The following is a 17,762-nucleotide window of genomic DNA, read 5'->3' on the forward strand; positions in this document are numbered from 1 at the left end:
TTCCCGCAGGTACATGCGCGACCGGCGCCGCGGTGGCGATCTGAGTGGGCGCTGTAGCAGACCACGACCTCCTGACCGCCGCACCGATTAGTTCGTCGATCTCGCGTCGTCTTACCAATATGACTACACCCACGATCGGCAGTCTGTTGTTGTCCAGCACCGACCCTGCGCGCCTTCGCGACTGGTACGCAACGGCTTTCGCGCTGAAGGTCGACCGCACGCCTGGGGAGCCGGGCTACGAGGTCCTGGACTTCGGCGGCTTCTACGTCATGATCGACACCCGCGACGATGTCGGGGCCGCGAATCCCGAACCGGGGCGGGTGATCCTGAACGTCGATGTCGAGGACGCTAAAGCGATCGTCGGCCGCATCGACGACCTCGGTGGGCGATGGCTGGCCGAACTCGACGATCGCGACGGCAGCCTGTTCGCGACGGCCATCGACCCCGACGGAAACTACATCCAACTCGTCCAGCTGAGCCCGCAGCACCGCGCTGAGATGACAGAGAGGGGCAAGTGATGCTCGCCGACAGCAACGCGTTCAGTGGATTCTCGGTCGATGACACCAAGGCAGCCAAGACGTTCTACACCGAAATCTTGGGGCTGAAGGTCTCCGAGGAGAACGGGATACTTCGACTGCACCTCGGCGGCGGAGGCTCGGTCGTCGCCTATCCGAAACCGAACCACACGCCCGCTACATTCACGATTCTGAACTTTCCGGTTCCCGACATCGACGCGGCCGTCGACGAACTGACCCGCCGTGGCGTTGCCTTCGAACGCTACGAATTCGCAGAACAGGACGAGAAAGGCATCCATCGCGGCGGTGGCCCCTTGATCGCCTGGTTCACCGACCCCGCAGGCAACGTACTGTCCGTACTCCAGAACTAGCACGTTGCGCGTTCAACGCGCCTCTCCGCACACGGTGTGAGTCGAAATCTCTCGCTTTACAAGGGATTTCGACTCACTAGCCGGTGGAGATCAGCAGGACGTCTGGAACGGGAAGCACGGCTGGGGCGGGACAGTCGGCGCGGGTGCGACAGTGGACGGGACGACAGCGGTGCCGGTCGGGCTGTCGGTAGATCCCATGTTGGCGATGGTCAGCACGACAAGCAGGAGGAACACGCCGCCGACAAGCGCGCCGAGGGCCCACAGAATCGGCATGGGCGACGCGCTGCGGTAGCCGTGAAAATACGGCGATCGGTAGCGCCCTGGCCGGGGCGCGGGCCGGTCTCTGAAGCGGACAGACCCGCGCACGTAACTCCCGCCTATCCGTCCCCTGCGAGAATGCGGCCGCACCGCTTCATACCCCATGACCATCAGTATGGCGCGAGGGTCCGACACAATCGGCCGAGACGCCCAGAAACCGAGCCAGATCCCGCGATCGACGAATTGGTCTACTGGGCACACGGTTTCGATCGAATCGGAGATCTGCCGCCACTACAACTTCGAGCTACTGCGCCTGCCGACCACCGGCAACGCCGTCGGCTACGCAGCTGGCGCCGAGCATCTGTGGTCGACGAACATCGGTGGTCGCTGCGCGGCAGTGTCGGGCGCCCGACAGTGGGCAGCGCCTCCGCGCATGATCCGCCCGCGCTGCGACGGCTCAGCGGGCCCGCGGCGGCGCGGAAGACCGCATGTCGAGGCAGTTTGCCCCGAGGCGCCGCAGCGACGGTTAGCATTTGTCAAGGCTCATTGCCGTCGACCTGATGCGATCTCGGCAGCGCAGTGTCATTGCGCGTGATCGGCCACACCCTCATACGTCATGGGACGACCCGTGCGCTACCAAGCAAACCCGCAGCTCGATGACAGGAGGCAATCCATGAGCAGCATGCCGTTCAAACACATTGTCGCACTGGGGAGTTCGTTTGCGTCGGGTCCTGACATCGAGCCGATCATCGACAAGGAAGCCAACCGCTCGGCCAACAACTACGCGCACCTGCTCGCGGAGAAACTCGGCGCCGAACTCACCGACGTCACGGTGTCCGGCGCGACCACCGACACCATCATCGACACCCCGCAACGCCTGCTCACCACGACCTACCCGCCCCAGCTGGACAGCCTCCCGGCGGATGCGGATCTTGTCACCATTACCGCAGGCGGCAACGACCTCGAATACGCCGGGAGCATGATCAAGCTCGGCAGCGCGGGACGCTTGTCCACCGACCCGCACACCCGCCCCCTTGCGTCGCAGCTCGCCCGAGGCGGAGTGCCACAACCCACCTCCGACGACATCGACCGCGCGGCAACAAATCTCGTCCGAATCGTCGACGCCGTCCGGGACCGGGCCCCGAACGCGCACGTCTTGCTGGTCGGGTACCTCGCCGTCATGGGTCCCGACACCTGCTACAGCCACGAGGTGCCGCTCGACGATGCCACCGTCGACGCATTTCGGAACCTCGGCGATCAGGTCGACGAGGTATTCACCCGCGCCGCAACCACATCCGGCGCCGACCTGGTCCCCATGCACGAGTTCAGCCGTGACCACGCACTCGGATCGAGCGAACCCTGGGTCAGAGGACTACCGAAACAGCTGCGCGAGATCTACCGCCTCATGCCGTTCCACCCCAACGACGCCGGCATGCGCGCGGTCGCGAACACCGTCTACGACTACCTCCAAACCAATTGACCGCGAATGGTGTTCGACGCCGACAAGCAATGACCGGGCGAGCGTCGCCGCAGCCATGCCCCATTCGAAGATGAGCTGCTTGTCGAACGGGACAGGACGGAGCGGTTTACGGCGCGTCGGCTCTTTCATGTCCCGTTCCCAGACGTCTCTCGCGGCGAACGGGCACATCAGTGTGATGGAGCGGAAAGCCGAGGTGTCGATCCCCATCCACGCTCGTGGACCATCCGTTTTCGAAACGGTGACGGACGCCGGTCCGCATGACCTTCCAGGTGATCACGCCGATCACGAGTTCGCTCCCGAGGGAGGGCGGAAAGCCGAGGGCACGATCCCCAAGGTCGCATCGACCTCGATTCGCTCAGCAGGCGATCCCAGGCCCCGCCTGGTTGACTTTCCTTGGTAGAGAACACGTTCAGACGCCAGCGACGCTGTCCGATCCAAGTAGTGACCCCGGCGGGAATCGAACCCGCGTCGTCCTGATCGAGAGTCAGGGTGCCCGGACCAACAGAGCACGGGGCCTCGTCGTCGCTCTTCGGCTGAGCTGACGGGCGTGACGCAGATCGGAATCGAACCGACGTAGTCCTGAGTGAAAGTCAGGGTGCCCAACCAGCAGAGCACTGCGCCTAGCGGGTGGCCGTGGGGGCGGTAGGGATCGAACCTACCGTGCGCGATGGCACCTGATTTACAGTCAGGCCGAGTCACCAGACTCTTCGCCCCCGAGTACGAACCGCTCGTTTATGACGTGATCACTGTGCAATTTTCAAAGGCGCATTCCCGCGCCCTACATCGGGTGCGGGTGGTTGATTTCCGTGGAGTACAGCCAATTACGAAAAGGGCCGCTACCGTGGCTGTCAGCCCTTGGCGCGACCCAGTGATGTGACCGTCGGTCTCGTCTACGGATCGCTTGTGTAACTGGATGATTCGGCATGGGACAGCGAAGACTCCTCCGCTGCACAGCGTTCAACGACAGCACAGAACCGCATCAGCGGATACCTCGTGTGCTTGCCCATTGCCGTTACCTTCCGTTGCCGTCGAATCCAAAGTAGCACCGGCATTCCCGTCTCCGAAACCGATTTATTCGACGGGCGGGATCGCGTCACGATGGAATCCCATGCCTGCCATGATCGTGCACAGGTGTGCACGGTAGAGGTCGTCCACGTTGGTGATGAGGCGCGGCAGATTGCCGAACTGTTCCGAGGTGAGGAACCCGAGGATCGATGCCCACGACCAGTACTGCCCGGCGTCAGTTGACGGGAGTAAGCACCACCACGGCGAACAGTCGGGTCGTTTGCTTTTGGTAGGTGGAATATTGGCCGTCGAGCACCTCGTCCATGATCGCGAACCTGCGGGCGTACTCCGGGTCGCCCGGATAGGTCGGACGCGCCGCCACCCGCACCCGCTGTCGCACGATCTGAATCTCGCACTGCGGCTGCGCCTTCAGGTTCGCCAGCCAGCCCGGCGGCTGCGGCGCCCCGCCGTTGGAGGCGGCGATCAAGTAGTCCTTGCCGTCCCGCCCGTACGTCAACGCCGACGTTCGTTGTTGCCCTGTTTTACGCCCGACCGTCCGCAGCAACAGCGTCGGCTTCCCGAGCAGCACCCGATGGCCGACCAACCCGCCGCTGTGCTCATACACCCACTGATGCACCTTCAGCACATACGGGAACACACTGGGCATGATCCAACCCTTCTTACGGCCGCAGGACATCCCCACCTAATCACCCGAATCGGTCCCGTACCCCGACCGGCTTCCCACCGGTGGTATGCCCGACGAATACCGTTACAGCGCAAGACATCCTCTACATGCCGGGCGGAATTTCGTTGCAGGTGGGCGATATCGAGTGCCGCGACCCGCCAGAAGATCCAGTATTCCGACGGGAACGCGGCGCCATCAGCGCCGGAAGGGGCCGGTCACCTCGTAGGTGATGCCGTCGTTGCTCGACCCTCTGTTACCGCGCTGGGAGGAGAAATACAGGCGGTCGCCTGCCGGGTTGAAGGCAGGCCCGGTGATCTCCGACAGGCTCGACCGATCCACCTGAAGGAACGGGGCGACAACGCCGTCGGCGATGATGCAGATTTGCATGTCGCCGCCGTCCTCGGCGACGAACAGGTCACCGTTGGCCGCGCCGGTCACGTTGTCCACCCCCGACAGCGGCGCACCGCCGCCAGGTTCGTAGATGACCGAAAGCTGGCTGCTCGCCGCGTTATACGCCCACACCTTGTTGTCGCCCTTGGTGGTGAACCAGCATGTTCCGTTGGCGTAGTGGCAGCCCTCGCCGCCGTTGAACGCCTTCGACTCAGGCACCTGTCGCCTTGTCGGCGTGGACGCGCCCGACCGATCCGGGATTTCCCGCCAGCTCACGGTTCCTGCGTTCTCCACGAGAACCTCGAGTTTGCCTGCGGAAAGGTCGGGCCAGACCGCGGGAACGAAACGATAGAACCGGCCGTCGGTGCGATCCTCGGTCATGTACACGACCCTGCGCTCCGGGTCGACGGCACACGCCTCGTGGGTGAACAACCCCATCTCCGGCCTGCGGACCGCGGGCTTGACACCCCAAGGGTCGGTTTCGAATACCGCGCCGCGCTCCACCTCTTCGCAGGACAACCACGTGTGCCACGGCGTGGCGCCACCGGCGCAGTTACGGGTGGTGCCGGACAGCGTGCGGTGCGCGCCGACGATCGACCCATCCGCAGCGAACTTGATCGCACCGACGCCACCGCTGGCGTCGATCTCGCTGTTGGACACGTAGATCCAGCCGGGGCCGTCAGCGAAACAGGCGCCGCCGTCCGGCGCGGGGTGCCAGGTGTAGTTCGACGATGCCACCTGCTTTCCCGAGCGGGCCACGATCCGGCTGGTGAAGCCCTTCGGCAGGAACACACCGTTGCCGTCCGGCCGCTTCGCCAACGGCCCATACGGCGACTGGCCGGATTCGGCGCCAGCACTGAAAGCCTCGAGCCACGAGGCGCCACCGAAGGCGACAGCGGATCCACCGACCACGCTGACCCGCAGAAAGTTACGACGATCCACAACCATCCTCCAACGCGCAATGAACGCGGCCCGACAGGGCCGTAGGGCAGTCACACCACGGATCGTCAGGGCTGTGAACGATCCATGCATGGTTGACCAGATCGCCCACAATTATGCTGACGCACAACCCTTTTTCCATTCCCACTTGACTGGTGCGCTCGCCGCGGGCGATCAGGTGGTGCTGGTGTCGGACATTCGACTGCGCAAGGTGGGGACGCCGGGGCCGGAGAGGTCGTCGCAGTAGGCGAATCGGCCGGCCATTGCCATGGTCAGCGCGATCGTTGTTCCGGTGACCAAGGGGCCGGTTCCGGTGGTGAACGGTCCGTCGGTTGCTGTCAGACGCAGGCCTTCGACCGTGTTGCGGCTGGGAACGGTGAAGTTGCGTGCGGCGAAGAAACGGGCTACTTCGGTGGCAGCTTCCGTCGACGGCGTGCGGGACAGGCCGAGGGGGCGGCGGATGTCTTGAGCGTGGACGACCACCTCGCCCAGCCAGGCTGCTGTGTGTCCGGAGGGGGCGGTGGTGCTCGCAATGATTGTTCGGAAACGGTCGAGGGTTTCGGCGGGGGTCGCACCACGGTATTCGGCGAGTTGGCGGTTGTTGTGCCGGTCGAAGTCGAAGCGGGCGGCGAGGACACTGGACAGCCAGCGCAGCCGGCCGATGCTCGCGCCAGCGGTGAGGTGGGCGACGACCTCCTCGACCACCCAGTCCCCGCACAACGACGGCCGGCCCCATTGCTCGTCGTCCAAGTCGGCGAGATCGTCGGCGAGGACCGCGCGTTCGGCGTGCGCGAGCGCCCAAAGAGCCTCGCGAGCAACGTTGTTCGACATGGAAACCTCCAAGTTCGGGCAAGCACGAGGTGTGATTCGACGCGGTTCATCGAGCAACGGCCGCGCTCATCATCATCCGTAGTGCAGACGAGGACATGCGAACAGATTCATCGGCGACGACCAACAGCGACTCGACGCGATCCTGGCCACAAGACCAGTCGACGGCCACGTCAACCTATCGTCACGCCATTAGCAGGCCTGAAACCCCCCACCGACCGCGACATACTCGTGCGGCTCCGAGCTTGACTTCTGCGTTACCGAGCCGATCCGTCTGGTCGTGCGCGCGGCGACGGCGGCTGGTCGGGTGATCAGGGGGCTCTGAGGGCGGCATCGGTCGAGAGCGCTCCGCCGTCAGAGCCCCCTGATCGCTTGTCCAGCAGTGTATTTCGGGCGATGGCAGCCAACTTCGCGGCGTTGCTGGATGCCGCATGGCTGACAGGCCAAGGTGAGCGAGGGAAGCTGCGGTAGTTGAATCTTGGCGAGGTGCAACGACTGTCGTGATGGGACTGGGCGGTTCAGGTGTCGGCGGGGGTGGGGAGTTCGGTGGCGCCGAAGGCGATCAGTTGCCGGATGGGGTCATGGTAGGTGGTCCATTCGGCGATCTTGCCGTCGCGAAAGCGGAAGAGAGTGAGGTAGTCGTTGCGGTAGGGAAGGCCGGTGCTGCGGACGAACAGGTCGCCTTTGACCGTGACCAGCCAGGAGTTGGGGTCCAGTAGAGGTTCGATGCTGGTGACGATTTGGCGGTACGAGTCGTACCCCTCCATCGCCTGGGACGCCGCACGCAAGTTCTCTTTGCCGGTGACCTCGCGCACCGAAACCACGGGATCGAACGGGATTCGCATCCGCACATCATCGGTACACAGCTCGAGCACACTGTCCATGTCCTTGGCGGAGGTGTACTCATAGAAACTCTCGATGATCGAACGCATCCTGGCCCGATCTTCGGCAAGTGGTGTATCGGTAGGAGTCATGACTTCAGAATAGGCAAAACTCGCGAACGATCGTTCGTATTGTTGGATACGTCACGTGTGAATGTGCCTCGATCCCACCCAACGCGCCATCGTCGACATGCTCGAACGACCGATGGACCGCGACCTGAAGATCCATTGTCGACATGACCGAGGCGTGGCTGCGTCCGGTGTCTGCACGGAGGTTGGTGTGTTTACGCGCCCGCGGGGGTGAAGTATCGGCGTGGATTGTCGACCAGCATTGTGGTGATGTCGGCCTCGGACACTCCGGCTTCGCGCAAGGCGGGCAACACAATGGCGGGTATGTAGTCGTGGCGCAAATTCGGCAGCAGGCGAGCGTTGACTTCCAGGGCGTCGGGTCCGAGCCAGTCGGAGAAGCATGCGGCGTCGTGGCTCAGGACCATCCGGTCGGCGTAGCCGCGTCGACACAGGGCCGCAACGGTATTCACGCGCGCGGTGGGGCTCACGTCCGGGAACCCGAACCGGTCCATGCCGAGTATTGCTCCACTGTCGGCGATTTCGAGCAGGTAGTCCAGGTCGGCGGTGTCGCCGGAGTGACCGATGACGACTTTGGTGAGGTCGACCCCTTCGGTGCGGAACAGCTCGATCGTCGGGCGGCCCAGTTGTTTACCGGCGTTGGTGTGGGTGGTGATCGGTGCGCCGGTCTCGCGATGGGCCCGAGCGACTGCTCGACACACTCGCGCCACCCCCGGTGACATGTCCTCTTGGACAGCGCATTTCAACAGGGCCGCGGTGACCCCGGTGTCGGCGATGCCTTCGGTGAGGTCGCGCACGAAGTCGGTGACCATCGGGTCGACACCATCGGCATCGATCAGCAGCCCGGGGCCACGCATGTAGTACACGAACGGCACATCGTGGTAGGTGTATACGCCGGTCGCCACCACAATGTTCAACTCGGGCACTCCGGCGGCGACACGCTGGATCCGCGGAATATCACGGCCGAGGCCGAGCACCGTCGGATCGACAATGGTCTTGATGCCTTTGCCGGCGAGTGAGCGCAGTCGGTTGATCGCATCGTTGACTCGCGCGTCCTCGTCCCACCAGCTACCGCGCCCGTAGTTGTGCATGTATTCCGGATTCAGCAGGAAGATGTGCTCGTGCATCAGGGTCGGACCGAGCCGATCGACCTCGACCGGTCCGTGAACCGTTTCCACAGCAGACACCGGCACCCCTTCCAGGTAGAGACGGCCCTCGGCGGGCCCTCGACCTGAGGAGTGTCCCAAGCGGCAGCGGTGTCAGGGACAGCACAGCGTTGGGGCCCGCGTGTCGTATCAGTGTTCGATGCGGTTCCTGAAGACCGCAGGCACGACCGCGTCATCGTGACCGCAAGCACAAATGACGACGCACCCTGGATCTCAGCGGCGCGCAGAACCCAGCTACGCGGGGTGCAGGTGATGAAGCACAGGGCTTGCTCATTTGACGGCATTGAGCCGGATTCGACTGTCGGCGTTTCCCCCTCGAAGTTGCTGGCCCGCACAACCGGACACGTCCGATATTGCCTCACCGAATACCGTGCGACGCGGCCAGCAAGCTGGCTGGACTATTGATTACAGCGGGCTGATCGGCTGAAAGGTGCCATTCTCAATCAACGGCTCGGCAACGTTCGCGAAGGGTCGTGATTCCGTCTCCATGGAGATCGTTCACTGCCGCACCGCGACCGACCATGGCCAACACGATGGCCTCGCCGGGCCCGCGCACTTCGGGACCAGCACCGCTGGCCCAGTCCACATCCGTGGCGACCATCCGCAGTCCCTGGGTATATCGCTTCGGTTTCGCGAACGGATCCGGATGGTCCAGCACCGCTAGCATCCGCTCCGTCGGAATCTGCCGTTCCCGACCCAGCGGACGGCGAATGTCCTGCTGATGTACGAACAAACTGGATAGTGCCAGGACCGGCGACATCCGGGCGATCCACCCGACTGTCGAGGCGAATCGGTCCACCATCACGCCGGGAGGCAGGTCGGCGGTACGGCGCACCAGCCTGGCATTGCAACGATCGACAGAGAATCCGCTGCGCACCAGCACTGCGGAGTAGATCGGAAGTGGCACAGTGCCATTGAGCATATGGCCGAGGACATCACGGACCCGCCACCCAGCGCACAGTGAAGGCTGCTCCCATTCGTCGCCGGTCACGGTGCGCAGCAGCTCGATCAGCTCGGCGCGCTCCTGCGCGAGCAGCTCAGCCAAGGAAGTCCCCATCCCCGAAAGGCTAGCTGCACCAACTATCTTGGGTAAAGCATCCGTCGCGGCAGGTCACCTTCTCGGCAGCGCCGATCCTGGGGGCAAGAGCCGGCCGCTGAGGACGGGACGGTTGGTGAGGTCATCCTCGGGGATGCCGACGCCGAGGTTCTCGGCAAGCCTGTAGAACATTCCGAGGGATCCCGCTGTTGCCGCATCGAGAATTCACCGTCGCGACTGGCGGCCCCCACTTTCTGGGGCACGAGTCGCGCAGCGCGGCGTTAACACTTCGCGCGAAGGTGTCCGGAGCAGCGCGGTTCGGGCAATGCTGCGGCGAACTACGGTGACTTGCTGTCGATTACGCAGATCCGTGCCGACGAGTGACGTAACAGGGGCTGGCACTGCTCGATGTGCAGCTTGTACGCGAACGGTCGCGGTACACAACTCGAGGGGATCTCATGCGGTTCAAGTCACTGATCGTCGCCGGCCTAGCGGCGGGTGTCGCCATCATCGCCAGCGGATGCGACTCCCCCGGGTCGGCGCCGACAACGCCTCAGGCGACACGAACCCCGCTGCCCTCAGCACCTGCGGTACCGCCCACGCAAGCGGTGCAGCCTACCCAACCGGGGCAGGCGGGTGACCCCGGCGCCACCGTCCCCAAGGCCACCGAAGTGCCCGCGACCAAAACCTTCGTCGCAGACCCTCCGTCACTCCCGAAGTGCGTGACCGCCCAGCTCATCCTGGACAAGGGATTCGGCGGCCAGGTGGGCGGAACCTGGTTCCTGAAGTTCATCAACTCCAGCTCGCGAACCTGTGTCCTGCAAGGATTCCCCGGCGTCTCGCAAACCAACGGACCAAGCGGTGACCCGGTGGGCGAGGCCGCCGTGCGGGACGAGGGCCCGCAGGCGCCCAAGCCCGCCCCGGTCACGCTCGCACCGGGCGGGGCAGCGCAGTTCGAGTTCATCACCTACCCCAAGCAGGTGAACGAGTGCGCAGCCCTGCGCACCAGCACCCTGCGCGTCTACCCGCCCGACAACACCGAGTCGCTGTGGCTGCCCTGGGACGGCCTGATCTGCCCGAGCCCACAGCGCATGCTCATCGTCAGGGCGATCACACCGATCTAGGCGCGCACTGCGCCATGGCCGCTGGTGTCGATCGCGAGATGCTCGTTTAGGGCATTCGGACCACCGCTCCCCGCCGGGCTTCTACGCTGATCAAGTGGCCGTGGTGGTCGGCGTGCACGGGATCGCGCAGCAGTACAAGGGTGGCTATCAGTTAGCGGCCGCGTGGTTCGCCGCGCTGCGCGACGGGCTGGTTGCGGCCGGGTATGGCGCGGCGGCCGACCAGCTCGCGGCAGACGATCTTCGGGTGGCATTCTTCGGCGACCTGTTCCGTCCGGCCGGCGCCATGGCATCGCAGGGGCCGCAGTTCACGGTCGCCGATGTGCGGCCGGGTCCCGAGCGCGAGCTGTTGACCGCACTGTACAACGAGGCCCTCAGGGTCGAGCCGGAACTCGCCCCGCCCGCGGACTCGATGGGACCGGGTCGGGCAGCCCTGCAGGTCGTGGTGGCGAAGCTGCTGCAATCGCGCACGTTCGCGGGTGTGGCGCAGCGGGCGTTGATCGGCAATGTGAAGCAGGCGGTGCGGTTCCTGGCCGAGCCGGAGGTCAAAGCCACGGTGCTGGAACGAGTTTCGGCAATGGTCGGTCCGGACACCCGGGTGCTGGTCGGGCATTCGCTCGGCTCGGTGGTGGCTTATGAGTTCCTGTGCACGGCGGAGTCGTCGGTCGAGACACTGATCACCCTCGGCTCGCCACTCGGGGTGCCGAATCTGATCTTCGACCGTCTCACGCCCGCTCCCCAGGGCGGGAAAGGGGTCTGGCCGCACGGCATTTCACGATGGGTCAACGTCGCCGAGCCCAACGATGTCGTGCCGCTGCGCAAGAAGCTCGCCGAGCTGTTCCCGCCCGCCGACGGCGGCTCCGGCGTCCTGGACCAGCTCGTCGAGAACGGGGATGCGCCGCACGCCGTCGAGCGCTACCTCAACACCGCAGCGACCGGCGCGGCCGTCGGGCAGAGCCTTGGTTGACCCGCCGGTGCTGGTCGCTGTCGGCACCCAGCACTATGCGCGCGATGACCTCGACACTCTCGACCGGGTGCCGACCTCGCTGCGGCAGGTCGTGGAAACCTTTCGCGCCCTGGGTATTTCACCGAGAGACGAGGACGGTCACGGGTTCCTGCTCGACGTGGAACGCGCACAACTGTTGGCGACGCTGCGCAGGGCGGTGGACCGGGCGCCGGTTGTCATCGTCTACTACACCGGCCACGGCCTGCAGTTCAACAACAAGTACTACCTGCCGCTCACCAGCACACAATCCGATCTACCGGCCACCGCGATCGCGACGCGGGAGCTGCTGGAGGACTACTTCCTGCGCCTGGACGAGTACGGCGAGCCCGCGGCGGAGCAACCGGCGGTCCTGGTCATCTTCGACTGCTGCTTTTCCACCTCCGCGCTCATCGAGGGCATGCACAGCCTGCTGCAGGGCATCGGCAACGCCAATCTGTGGGTGATGGCCAGCGCCGACACCATCGAGTACGCGCAGGACGGCGCGTTCGCGAAGGCCTTGAGCGAATACCTGCGCAACCCCAGAACCGGTCCCTCGCAACGGTATCTGAGCCTCGAGATCCTCGTCGGCGAGATCAACAGCGCCACCGCCCGCGCCGGAATCGACCAGGAGGCGCGCTGGTTCCCGCCCGCGCGCCGCGGCGTGACCGGACTGCTGCCGTTCTTCCCGAACCCGGGTTTCCAGCCGCACGTCGCAGGCTTCACCATCGACGAGCAGCGACAGTGGCCGGAGTTCGACGGCTTCTACCTCACCGGCCGAGACGGCCGCATCCGCGCACTGGAGGACCTCGCAGGCTTCCTCACCAGCCCCGCCCCAGGGATCGCCGTCGTCACCGGCAGCCCAGGTTCGGGGAAATCGACACTGCTCGCCCTGCCTGCTCAGCTCAGCGCCACGCACAGTCGAGAAGAGTTGCTGCGCACCGGATTACGGAATCCGCTCATCCTGCGCGCAGGCGTGCTGCTGCCCGAGGAGCTCGAGGTCATCGGCGTGCACGCGCGCGGTCTGAACACCAACCAGGTCGCCACCGCGATCGCCGGATCGTTGGGCGTGGCGGGCACGACGGCGAATGCCATTCTCACCGAATTGATTTCGTCGAAGGCGGCAACAACCCACCGGGTGGTCGTCGACGCGATCGACGAGGCGGCCACTCCGGTCGACCTCCTCGAATTCCTGCAGACGCTACCGAAGGTGGCGGCGATCAAGGTCGCCGTCGGCATGCGCAGGCACCTGCTCGACCAGCTCGTATCCCCGGAACTGGTCGTCGATCTCGACGCCGAGCGGTATCGCGACCGCAGCGCGCTGGTCTCCTACGTGCACCAGCTGCTCGTCGCGGCATTCGAACCGGGCGTCACGACGGCCTACCAGGGTGTCGAGGAGGCGTCGACGGCCGAGGTCGCCGAGTCGATCGCGGCGAAAGCGTCCACAGCCGAGACCGATTCGTTCTTCATCGCCCGCTCGCTCGCCCTCGCCGTGCGCTCGCGCGCCGAGCCGATCGGCGACGTGCCGCCCTCGATGGCGGCGGCATTCGACGAGGACCTGCAGCGGTTCGGGCCGCGTGCGGAGATCGCGCGAATCCTGTTGGCGGCGTTGGCATGGGCGAAGGGCCCAGGCCTGCCGTGGGAGAACGTCTGGGTGCCGGTGGCGCGGGCAATCGCGGCCGTGCAGGGCGGCCCTGCGATCGACGACGACGATGTGCGGTGGCTACTGCACCACGCAGGGGCCTACATCATCGAAGACGTCGGACCCGGCGACCGGTCGGTGTTCCGGCCCTTCCACGAGCTGCTCGCCGCGCACCTGCGCGGCGCTGATCCGGTGCCGCGGATCAGCGAACAGATCGTGCAAACCCTGCTTGCTCGCGCCCGAACGACCGGCTCGTGGCGCGACGCACACCCCTACATCCGCACCTATCTCGCCGAGCACGCCCGCGACGCGGGCGCGGAATGGATCGAGGTACTTCTCGCCGAGGCCGACTACCCAGCCGTTGCCGACCCGGCGATACTCGCCCCGGTGCTGGTCACGCTGGCGCCCGACGATCCGCTGATCCGGAGTTACCGGCGCGCGAGCCCGCTGCTCACCCAGGATCCCGCGGACAATCTCGCCTACCTCGCGGAGGCCGCGACGGTCGTGGCCGACGATCCGGAGCTCTTCGCCGCCTCGACCTTGACGCCCACCTACCGGACCGTGCGCACCTGGGCGGCCCACGACGACAGTGTGCTCGCGTTCCGCGCGCACCGTTCGGCGATCTCCGAGCTCGCGTTCGCGGCCGATCCCGCCGGTCGGCCGCTGCTGCTGACCGTCACTCGCGGCGGTGACGAGGCAGAGGTGTGGGACGTGCGGTCCGGGCGCCCCATCGGAGGTCCGGAGGAACAGGAAGGCCAGCTGCACGTCGACGCGATCGGTGTCGCAGGCACGCGGGATTTCATCGGCGCGGACCGGCTGGTCGGCGTGGACAACCGCCTCTTACACATCCAATGGGAGACCATGGCGCTTGTCGTCACCGACGCCCGCACCGAGGAGACCGTCAGCACGATCCGCGTTCCGGTGGCAACCGGTCCGTGGACCCGGGCGATCCTGAACGCGGGCGCGCTGATTCGCGACTTCAAGGACGCCTTCGGTGGGGTGCTGCCGATTGCCGTCGGTTCCGGGGTCGACGATCAACTGCTGCTGGCGACCGGGGACCGACGCGGGCTGGTCCGATTGTTCGCGGTGGATTCCGGCAGGGAGGTCGGCCAGCTGGCCGGTGACAATCACGAAAAGATTGTGGCCCTGGCATTTTCGCGAGAGCCGACGGGCGACTCGCACGAGCTCGCCGTGGTGCACCGCGACGGCGAGATTCGCTGCTGGGATCTGCAGAGCCGCGTCGTGCGGGCCACCGCGCATACCGGGGAAGGCAGGTTGACCGCGATCGACTTCGGGATATCCGGGGGTACAAGGGTTTTCATGACCGGATATCGCGACGGACAGGTCCGGATCGACGGGCGCCTCCTGCGTGGTCACAGCGACGCGGTGCACGCCGTCGCACTGCCCAGATCCGGATCGTCGATCGTGGCATCGGCGGATGCGCAGGGGGTTGTCCGCATCTGGGACCTCGACTCCGAGCCGACCCTGCCGGAACAGGGCGGCACAGTGCCCGAGTTCGCGCTCGGTCCGGCGAACCACCTTGCGATCGGCACGGATTCGGGCGAGGTGCGCATCGCGACAACCACCCAGCTGGACGAGTGGCCGATCCGCCACCGGCACCTCACCGGCATCGCCGCAATCGGCTTCGGGCCCGGGTCCGCCGGACCGCTGCTCGCCACCGCAGACACCGCAGGGCGGGTGCGGCTGTTCGAGGTGGACAGCAGTCGCCTTGTCACGCAATCGGTTCGAGCGGACTCCCCGGTCGACACCATTGGCTGCGGCCTGCTCGCCTCGGGTGATCCCTTCGTCGTCGCTGCGCGGCAGTGGACGGGCGAGGTCAGGCTGTGGCGGATCGATGCCAAGGGCCGGGCGCATAGTATGGCCCGCCGCGAACTCCGGCCCGACCTCACCCACCGAGTGACGATCGAAGGCTTCGCGGGCGGCCGTTCCGGTACGGTGCTTGCGCTGGCGATGCTGCGGCCGTCGGCATCGGAAAAGGGCGCGCAGACCACGCTGACCCTGTGGAACATCACTACCGGGGAACCGATGTCGGACCGCTCGTTCGGCGGCCGCCCGGCCGAGGTGACGGCAGTGTTCGCGACCACACCCGACGGACGGCCCATCGTGGCGGCGACCGCCGAAAACGAGCCCATCCACACTTGGGATGCCATCACCGCCGAGCCCTTGTGGGAACCGGTGCCGCGCAACGGAAATAGTCGCGTCACCGCCTTGGGCATCGACTGGGCGCCCGACGGGCACCCACTGGTGGTCATCGGCGACGATTCCGACACCATCCGAATCGTCGAGCCGCTCGCCCTCCGATCACTCCTGATGATCCGCCGACGGTCGACGCCACGCGCCGTCGCCCTCAACGGCGACATCCTCTGCGTCCGCGACAGAGACGGGCTCGCAATACTCGAGGTCCCCGACATCCGATCGGCCATCCCCCGCTGAAATCGGCGCTACCGGGCCGTCATGGTGCGGGAATCGTTGCGGTGCACAGCTTCCAGCCGTCGCTGGCACGGGCGAAGAACGCGACCTGCGGGGGTCCATTGACGCTGCCCTGTAGGCGGGCGAAGGTGGTAGCCGTGTTTGTTGACCGAATTGGCCTGGGGCGTCCAGGCTGACAGGTCGACATACCTCCCCAAGCGTGGGGAGGCGAAACAATCAACGAACCTCGTCGGCTGCAACGCTGGAGCCGACGGAGCCGCAGTGATGGGAATGAGAAACCGACGGGCCAGACACGAGTGCCGCCATGACCTACCCCGCGAATGCCGACTCCGGCGCCATAACTCCAGCGCAGCAGATGCCTGCCCCAGGCGGCGCAGGCTTCAAGCAACTCCTGCTGAATGCGCTGGAGACTGCGCCGGCAACGGCTACGAATGACACACTGCTCAAAGGACATTCGCTCCGCGAAGGCGACACACGGACGTCCCCGAACGGCAACTTCAGCGTGCAGGTCAAGAACGGGCAGGTGAGCCTGTCCGATCTGAACGGCAAGACACTGTGGACGCAGGGGCTGGCGAACCAGCACGGCACCGCCGATCCGCACGCGAGCCTCCGTCTCGGCGATGACGGGCTGGCACTGAACGGATACGTCACCGCAGCAGGACGACCGCACTACACGGACAACAACTACGGTTCGCTGTGGTCCGCCGATCTCGCAAACCTCGACAAGAGTCGGATAGCGGGCCTGCAGGTGACGAATGACGGCCGCCTGGTTCTGCTGGACAGCAACCGGACGATACTCACGACACTCTTCGCGCCACCTGATAGACCCGATGAGATCAGGTTGCACTACCCCGTCGGCGCCTCGAACGGATTCTGCCACGTCGTCGCGATGGGCGAAGAAGCATTCCGGAGCGCAGACAAGTTGATGGTTCCTGGGACACCGACGCCGGCCCCCGATCCCTGGCAGTTACTACAGAATCTCGGCCTCACGTCTCCTGATCACGCCGTCACGGTCGATACATACAACTCGCATATCGGCGACATCGACGCGACCAAGAAAACGATGCACCAGCAGAACAACCGCACCGGCACCGCGACCGCCGACACGGCAGGCATTGCCGCCAACGCGATGACCGGCATCAGGAATATCGTTCACGATCTCAACAGCGCGCTCACTGCTGCCGACGGCATACCGACCACTGTCGGGCCGCTTTCGATGGCCAAGACCGCGTCCGCATTGTCCGCGGGAATCCTTCCAGCGCAAGCAGGTTCGATGTCGGGCACGGGTCAATTCGATCGAGCGAAGGAACGGGCGCTCCTCGCGAGAATCTTCGACGCGCTCGACGCCTCCTATCAGTTGGTCCGCGGTGCACAGGAACAGATCCAAGAAGCCGCGGCACGTCTCGGGAAAGTACCGAACCCCGGCGCGCTCACCCCCGAACAAGTCGACTACGGCAACGCAGGCACGTGGGCGCACGGCGAGGAAGCCTGCCGGCAATTCGTCAATCAAGCGCTCGACAAGCTCGGCATCACGGATCCGGTGGCCCGAGACAACTGGATGCGCGGCATGCTCACCATCGCCTCTCGGGAATCCCAATACAATTCACCCAAATATCAGGTCAACACCTGGGATACCAACGCGATTGGCCCTAAACGACCCGACGGTGCACCAGGAAGATCGTCACGAGGTCCCTGGCAGACCATCCCGGAAGTATTTGCCGCACACCATCAGATCGGCACCTCCACCAACATCTACGACCCGGTGGCCAACGCCGCGGCGGCGATCAAATACCTGCAGAACGACAGGCATGTGAGCCCCGACGCTTCCGACTTCACCAAGCTGGTACAACAGGCCGACCCGAACCGCGGCCCACGCGGTTATTAGCCTTGTCGCGCAACCTAATGCAGGATCCAGCGGTGCAGCA

14 protein-coding genes and 3 tRNA genes are annotated in these 17,762 nt (G+C 65.3%); 7 read left to right on the forward strand and 10 right to left on the reverse strand.

Annotated elements, in window-relative coordinates; all coding sequences use genetic code 11:
- The first annotated feature begins 119 nt into the window (after window positions 1–119).
- Both ACGFNJ_RS33425 and ACGFNJ_RS33430 read left to right on the forward strand, forming a co-directional pair.
- Window positions 120–518, forward strand: coding sequence for a VOC family protein (locus ACGFNJ_RS33425; RefSeq protein WP_393457511.1), 399 nt, complete (start codon window positions 120–122; stop codon window positions 516–518).
- Window positions 518–886: a VOC family protein gene (locus ACGFNJ_RS33430; RefSeq protein WP_393457514.1), complete on the forward strand. Its 369-nt coding sequence runs from the start codon at window positions 518–520 to the stop codon at window positions 884–886. The genes ACGFNJ_RS33425 and ACGFNJ_RS33430 overlap by 1 nt, the downstream gene beginning before the upstream one ends.
- Window positions 887–976: 90 nt before the next feature.
- On the opposite strand, the gene ACGFNJ_RS33435 is transcribed toward ACGFNJ_RS33430, so the two are convergent.
- Window positions 977–1,159 carry a hypothetical protein gene (locus ACGFNJ_RS33435; protein ID WP_393457517.1) on the reverse strand — a complete coding sequence of 61 codons (183 nt, stop codon included), beginning with the start codon at window positions 1,157–1,159 and terminating at the stop codon, window positions 977–979.
- A 658-nt stretch (window positions 1,160–1,817) separates the two neighbouring features.
- Here ACGFNJ_RS33435 and ACGFNJ_RS33440 point away from each other — a divergent pair.
- Window positions 1,818–2,624, forward strand: a complete 807-nt coding sequence (locus ACGFNJ_RS33440; RefSeq protein ID WP_393457520.1) for an SGNH/GDSL hydrolase family protein — start codon at window positions 1,818–1,820, stop codon at window positions 2,622–2,624.
- Between the two features lie 442 nt (window positions 2,625–3,066).
- Here the strand turns inward: ACGFNJ_RS33440 and ACGFNJ_RS33445 are convergent.
- The 9 genes from ACGFNJ_RS33445 to ACGFNJ_RS33485 form a co-directional block, all read right to left on the reverse strand.
- Window positions 3,067–3,140 (reverse strand) — tRNA-Glu (locus ACGFNJ_RS33445).
- A 32-nt stretch (window positions 3,141–3,172) separates the two neighbouring features.
- Window positions 3,173–3,245 (reverse strand) — tRNA-Glu (locus tag ACGFNJ_RS33450).
- 13 nt (window positions 3,246–3,258) lie between these two features.
- Window positions 3,259–3,339, reverse strand: a tRNA-Tyr gene (locus ACGFNJ_RS33455).
- A 525-nt stretch (window positions 3,340–3,864) separates the two neighbouring features.
- Window positions 3,865–4,296 (reverse strand): nitroreductase/quinone reductase family protein, encoded by a 432-nt coding sequence (locus ACGFNJ_RS33460; RefSeq protein ID WP_393457523.1) that lies wholly within the window; start codon window positions 4,294–4,296, stop codon window positions 3,865–3,867.
- A 213-nt stretch (window positions 4,297–4,509) separates the two neighbouring features.
- Window positions 4,510–5,646: an alkaline phosphatase PhoX gene (locus ACGFNJ_RS33465; protein WP_393457526.1), complete on the reverse strand. Its 1,137-nt coding sequence runs from the start codon at window positions 5,644–5,646 to the stop codon at window positions 4,510–4,512.
- Window positions 5,647–5,817: 171 nt separating this feature from the next.
- Window positions 5,818–6,474: a maleylpyruvate isomerase family mycothiol-dependent enzyme gene (locus ACGFNJ_RS33470; protein WP_393457529.1), complete on the reverse strand. Its 657-nt coding sequence runs from the start codon at window positions 6,472–6,474 to the stop codon at window positions 5,818–5,820.
- A 515-nt stretch (window positions 6,475–6,989) separates the two neighbouring features.
- A complete protein-coding gene (locus ACGFNJ_RS33475) occupies window positions 6,990–7,445 on the reverse strand; it encodes a nuclear transport factor 2 family protein (protein ID WP_393457532.1) in 456 nt (151 codons plus the stop codon).
- 191 nt (window positions 7,446–7,636) lie between these two features.
- A complete protein-coding gene (locus tag ACGFNJ_RS33480; RefSeq protein WP_393457535.1) occupies window positions 7,637–8,626 on the reverse strand; it encodes a phosphotriesterase in 990 nt (329 codons plus the stop codon).
- 418 nt (window positions 8,627–9,044) lie between these two features.
- Window positions 9,045–9,662 (reverse strand): maleylpyruvate isomerase family mycothiol-dependent enzyme, encoded by a 618-nt coding sequence (locus ACGFNJ_RS33485; protein WP_393457538.1) that lies wholly within the window; start codon window positions 9,660–9,662, stop codon window positions 9,045–9,047.
- A gap of 437 nt (window positions 9,663–10,099) precedes the next feature.
- Between ACGFNJ_RS33485 and ACGFNJ_RS33490 the strand changes: the two genes are divergently transcribed.
- The 4 genes from ACGFNJ_RS33490 to ACGFNJ_RS33505 all read left to right on the forward strand — a co-directional run bounded on the left by ACGFNJ_RS33490 (window position 10,100) and on the right by ACGFNJ_RS33505 (window position 17,722).
- The gene (locus tag ACGFNJ_RS33490; RefSeq protein WP_393457541.1) at window positions 10,100–10,765 is read left to right on the forward strand and encodes a DUF4232 domain-containing protein; all 666 of its coding nucleotides are present in this window, start codon (window positions 10,100–10,102) and stop codon (window positions 10,763–10,765) included.
- 94 nt (window positions 10,766–10,859) lie between these two features.
- The gene (locus ACGFNJ_RS33495; protein ID WP_393457544.1) at window positions 10,860–11,729 is read left to right on the forward strand and encodes a hypothetical protein; all 870 of its coding nucleotides are present in this window, start codon (window positions 10,860–10,862) and stop codon (window positions 11,727–11,729) included.
- Window positions 11,722–15,840 carry a hypothetical protein gene (locus ACGFNJ_RS33500; RefSeq protein WP_393457547.1) on the forward strand — a complete coding sequence of 1,373 codons (4,119 nt, stop codon included), beginning with the start codon at window positions 11,722–11,724 and terminating at the stop codon, window positions 15,838–15,840. The genes ACGFNJ_RS33495 and ACGFNJ_RS33500 overlap by 8 nt, the downstream gene beginning before the upstream one ends.
- Window positions 15,841–16,141: 301 nt before the next feature.
- Window positions 16,142–17,722 (forward strand): hypothetical protein, encoded by a 1,581-nt coding sequence (locus ACGFNJ_RS33505; protein WP_393457550.1) that lies wholly within the window; start codon window positions 16,142–16,144, stop codon window positions 17,720–17,722.
- The last annotated feature ends 40 nt before the right edge of the window (window positions 17,723–17,762 follow it).

This window comes from Nocardia sp. NPDC049149 (assembly GCF_043197455.1).
In the GTDB taxonomy this organism is placed as follows: Bacteria; Actinomycetota; Actinomycetes; order Mycobacteriales; family Mycobacteriaceae; genus Nocardia.

What these genes read in the sequence shown, in the direction of transcription:
- ACGFNJ_RS33440 (WP_393457520.1), top strand. Translation starts at nt 1,818, where the DNA reads ATGAGCAGCATGCCGTTCAAACACATTGTCGCACTGGGGAGTTCGTTT.
- ACGFNJ_RS33485 (WP_393457538.1), bottom strand. Translation starts at nt 9,662, where the DNA reads ATGGGGACTTCCTTGGCTGAGCTGCTCGCGCAGGAGCGCGCCGAGCTG.
- ACGFNJ_RS33475 (WP_393457532.1), bottom strand. Translation starts at nt 7,445, where the DNA reads ATGACTCCTACCGATACACCACTTGCCGAAGATCGGGCCAGGATGCGT.
- ACGFNJ_RS33460 (WP_393457523.1), bottom strand. Translation starts at nt 4,296, where the DNA reads ATGCCCAGTGTGTTCCCGTATGTGCTGAAGGTGCATCAGTGGGTGTAT.
- ACGFNJ_RS33425 (WP_393457511.1), top strand. Translation starts at nt 120, where the DNA reads ATGACTACACCCACGATCGGCAGTCTGTTGTTGTCCAGCACCGACCCT.
- ACGFNJ_RS33470 (WP_393457529.1), bottom strand. Translation starts at nt 6,474, where the DNA reads ATGTCGAACAACGTTGCTCGCGAGGCTCTTTGGGCGCTCGCGCACGCC.
- ACGFNJ_RS33490 (WP_393457541.1), top strand. Translation starts at nt 10,100, where the DNA reads ATGCGGTTCAAGTCACTGATCGTCGCCGGCCTAGCGGCGGGTGTCGCC.
- ACGFNJ_RS33430 (WP_393457514.1), top strand. Translation starts at nt 518, where the DNA reads ATGCTCGCCGACAGCAACGCGTTCAGTGGATTCTCGGTCGATGACACC.
- ACGFNJ_RS33505 (WP_393457550.1), top strand. Translation starts at nt 16,142, where the DNA reads ATGACCTACCCCGCGAATGCCGACTCCGGCGCCATAACTCCAGCGCAG.
- ACGFNJ_RS33435 (WP_393457517.1), bottom strand. Translation starts at nt 1,159, where the DNA reads ATGCCGATTCTGTGGGCCCTCGGCGCGCTTGTCGGCGGCGTGTTCCTC.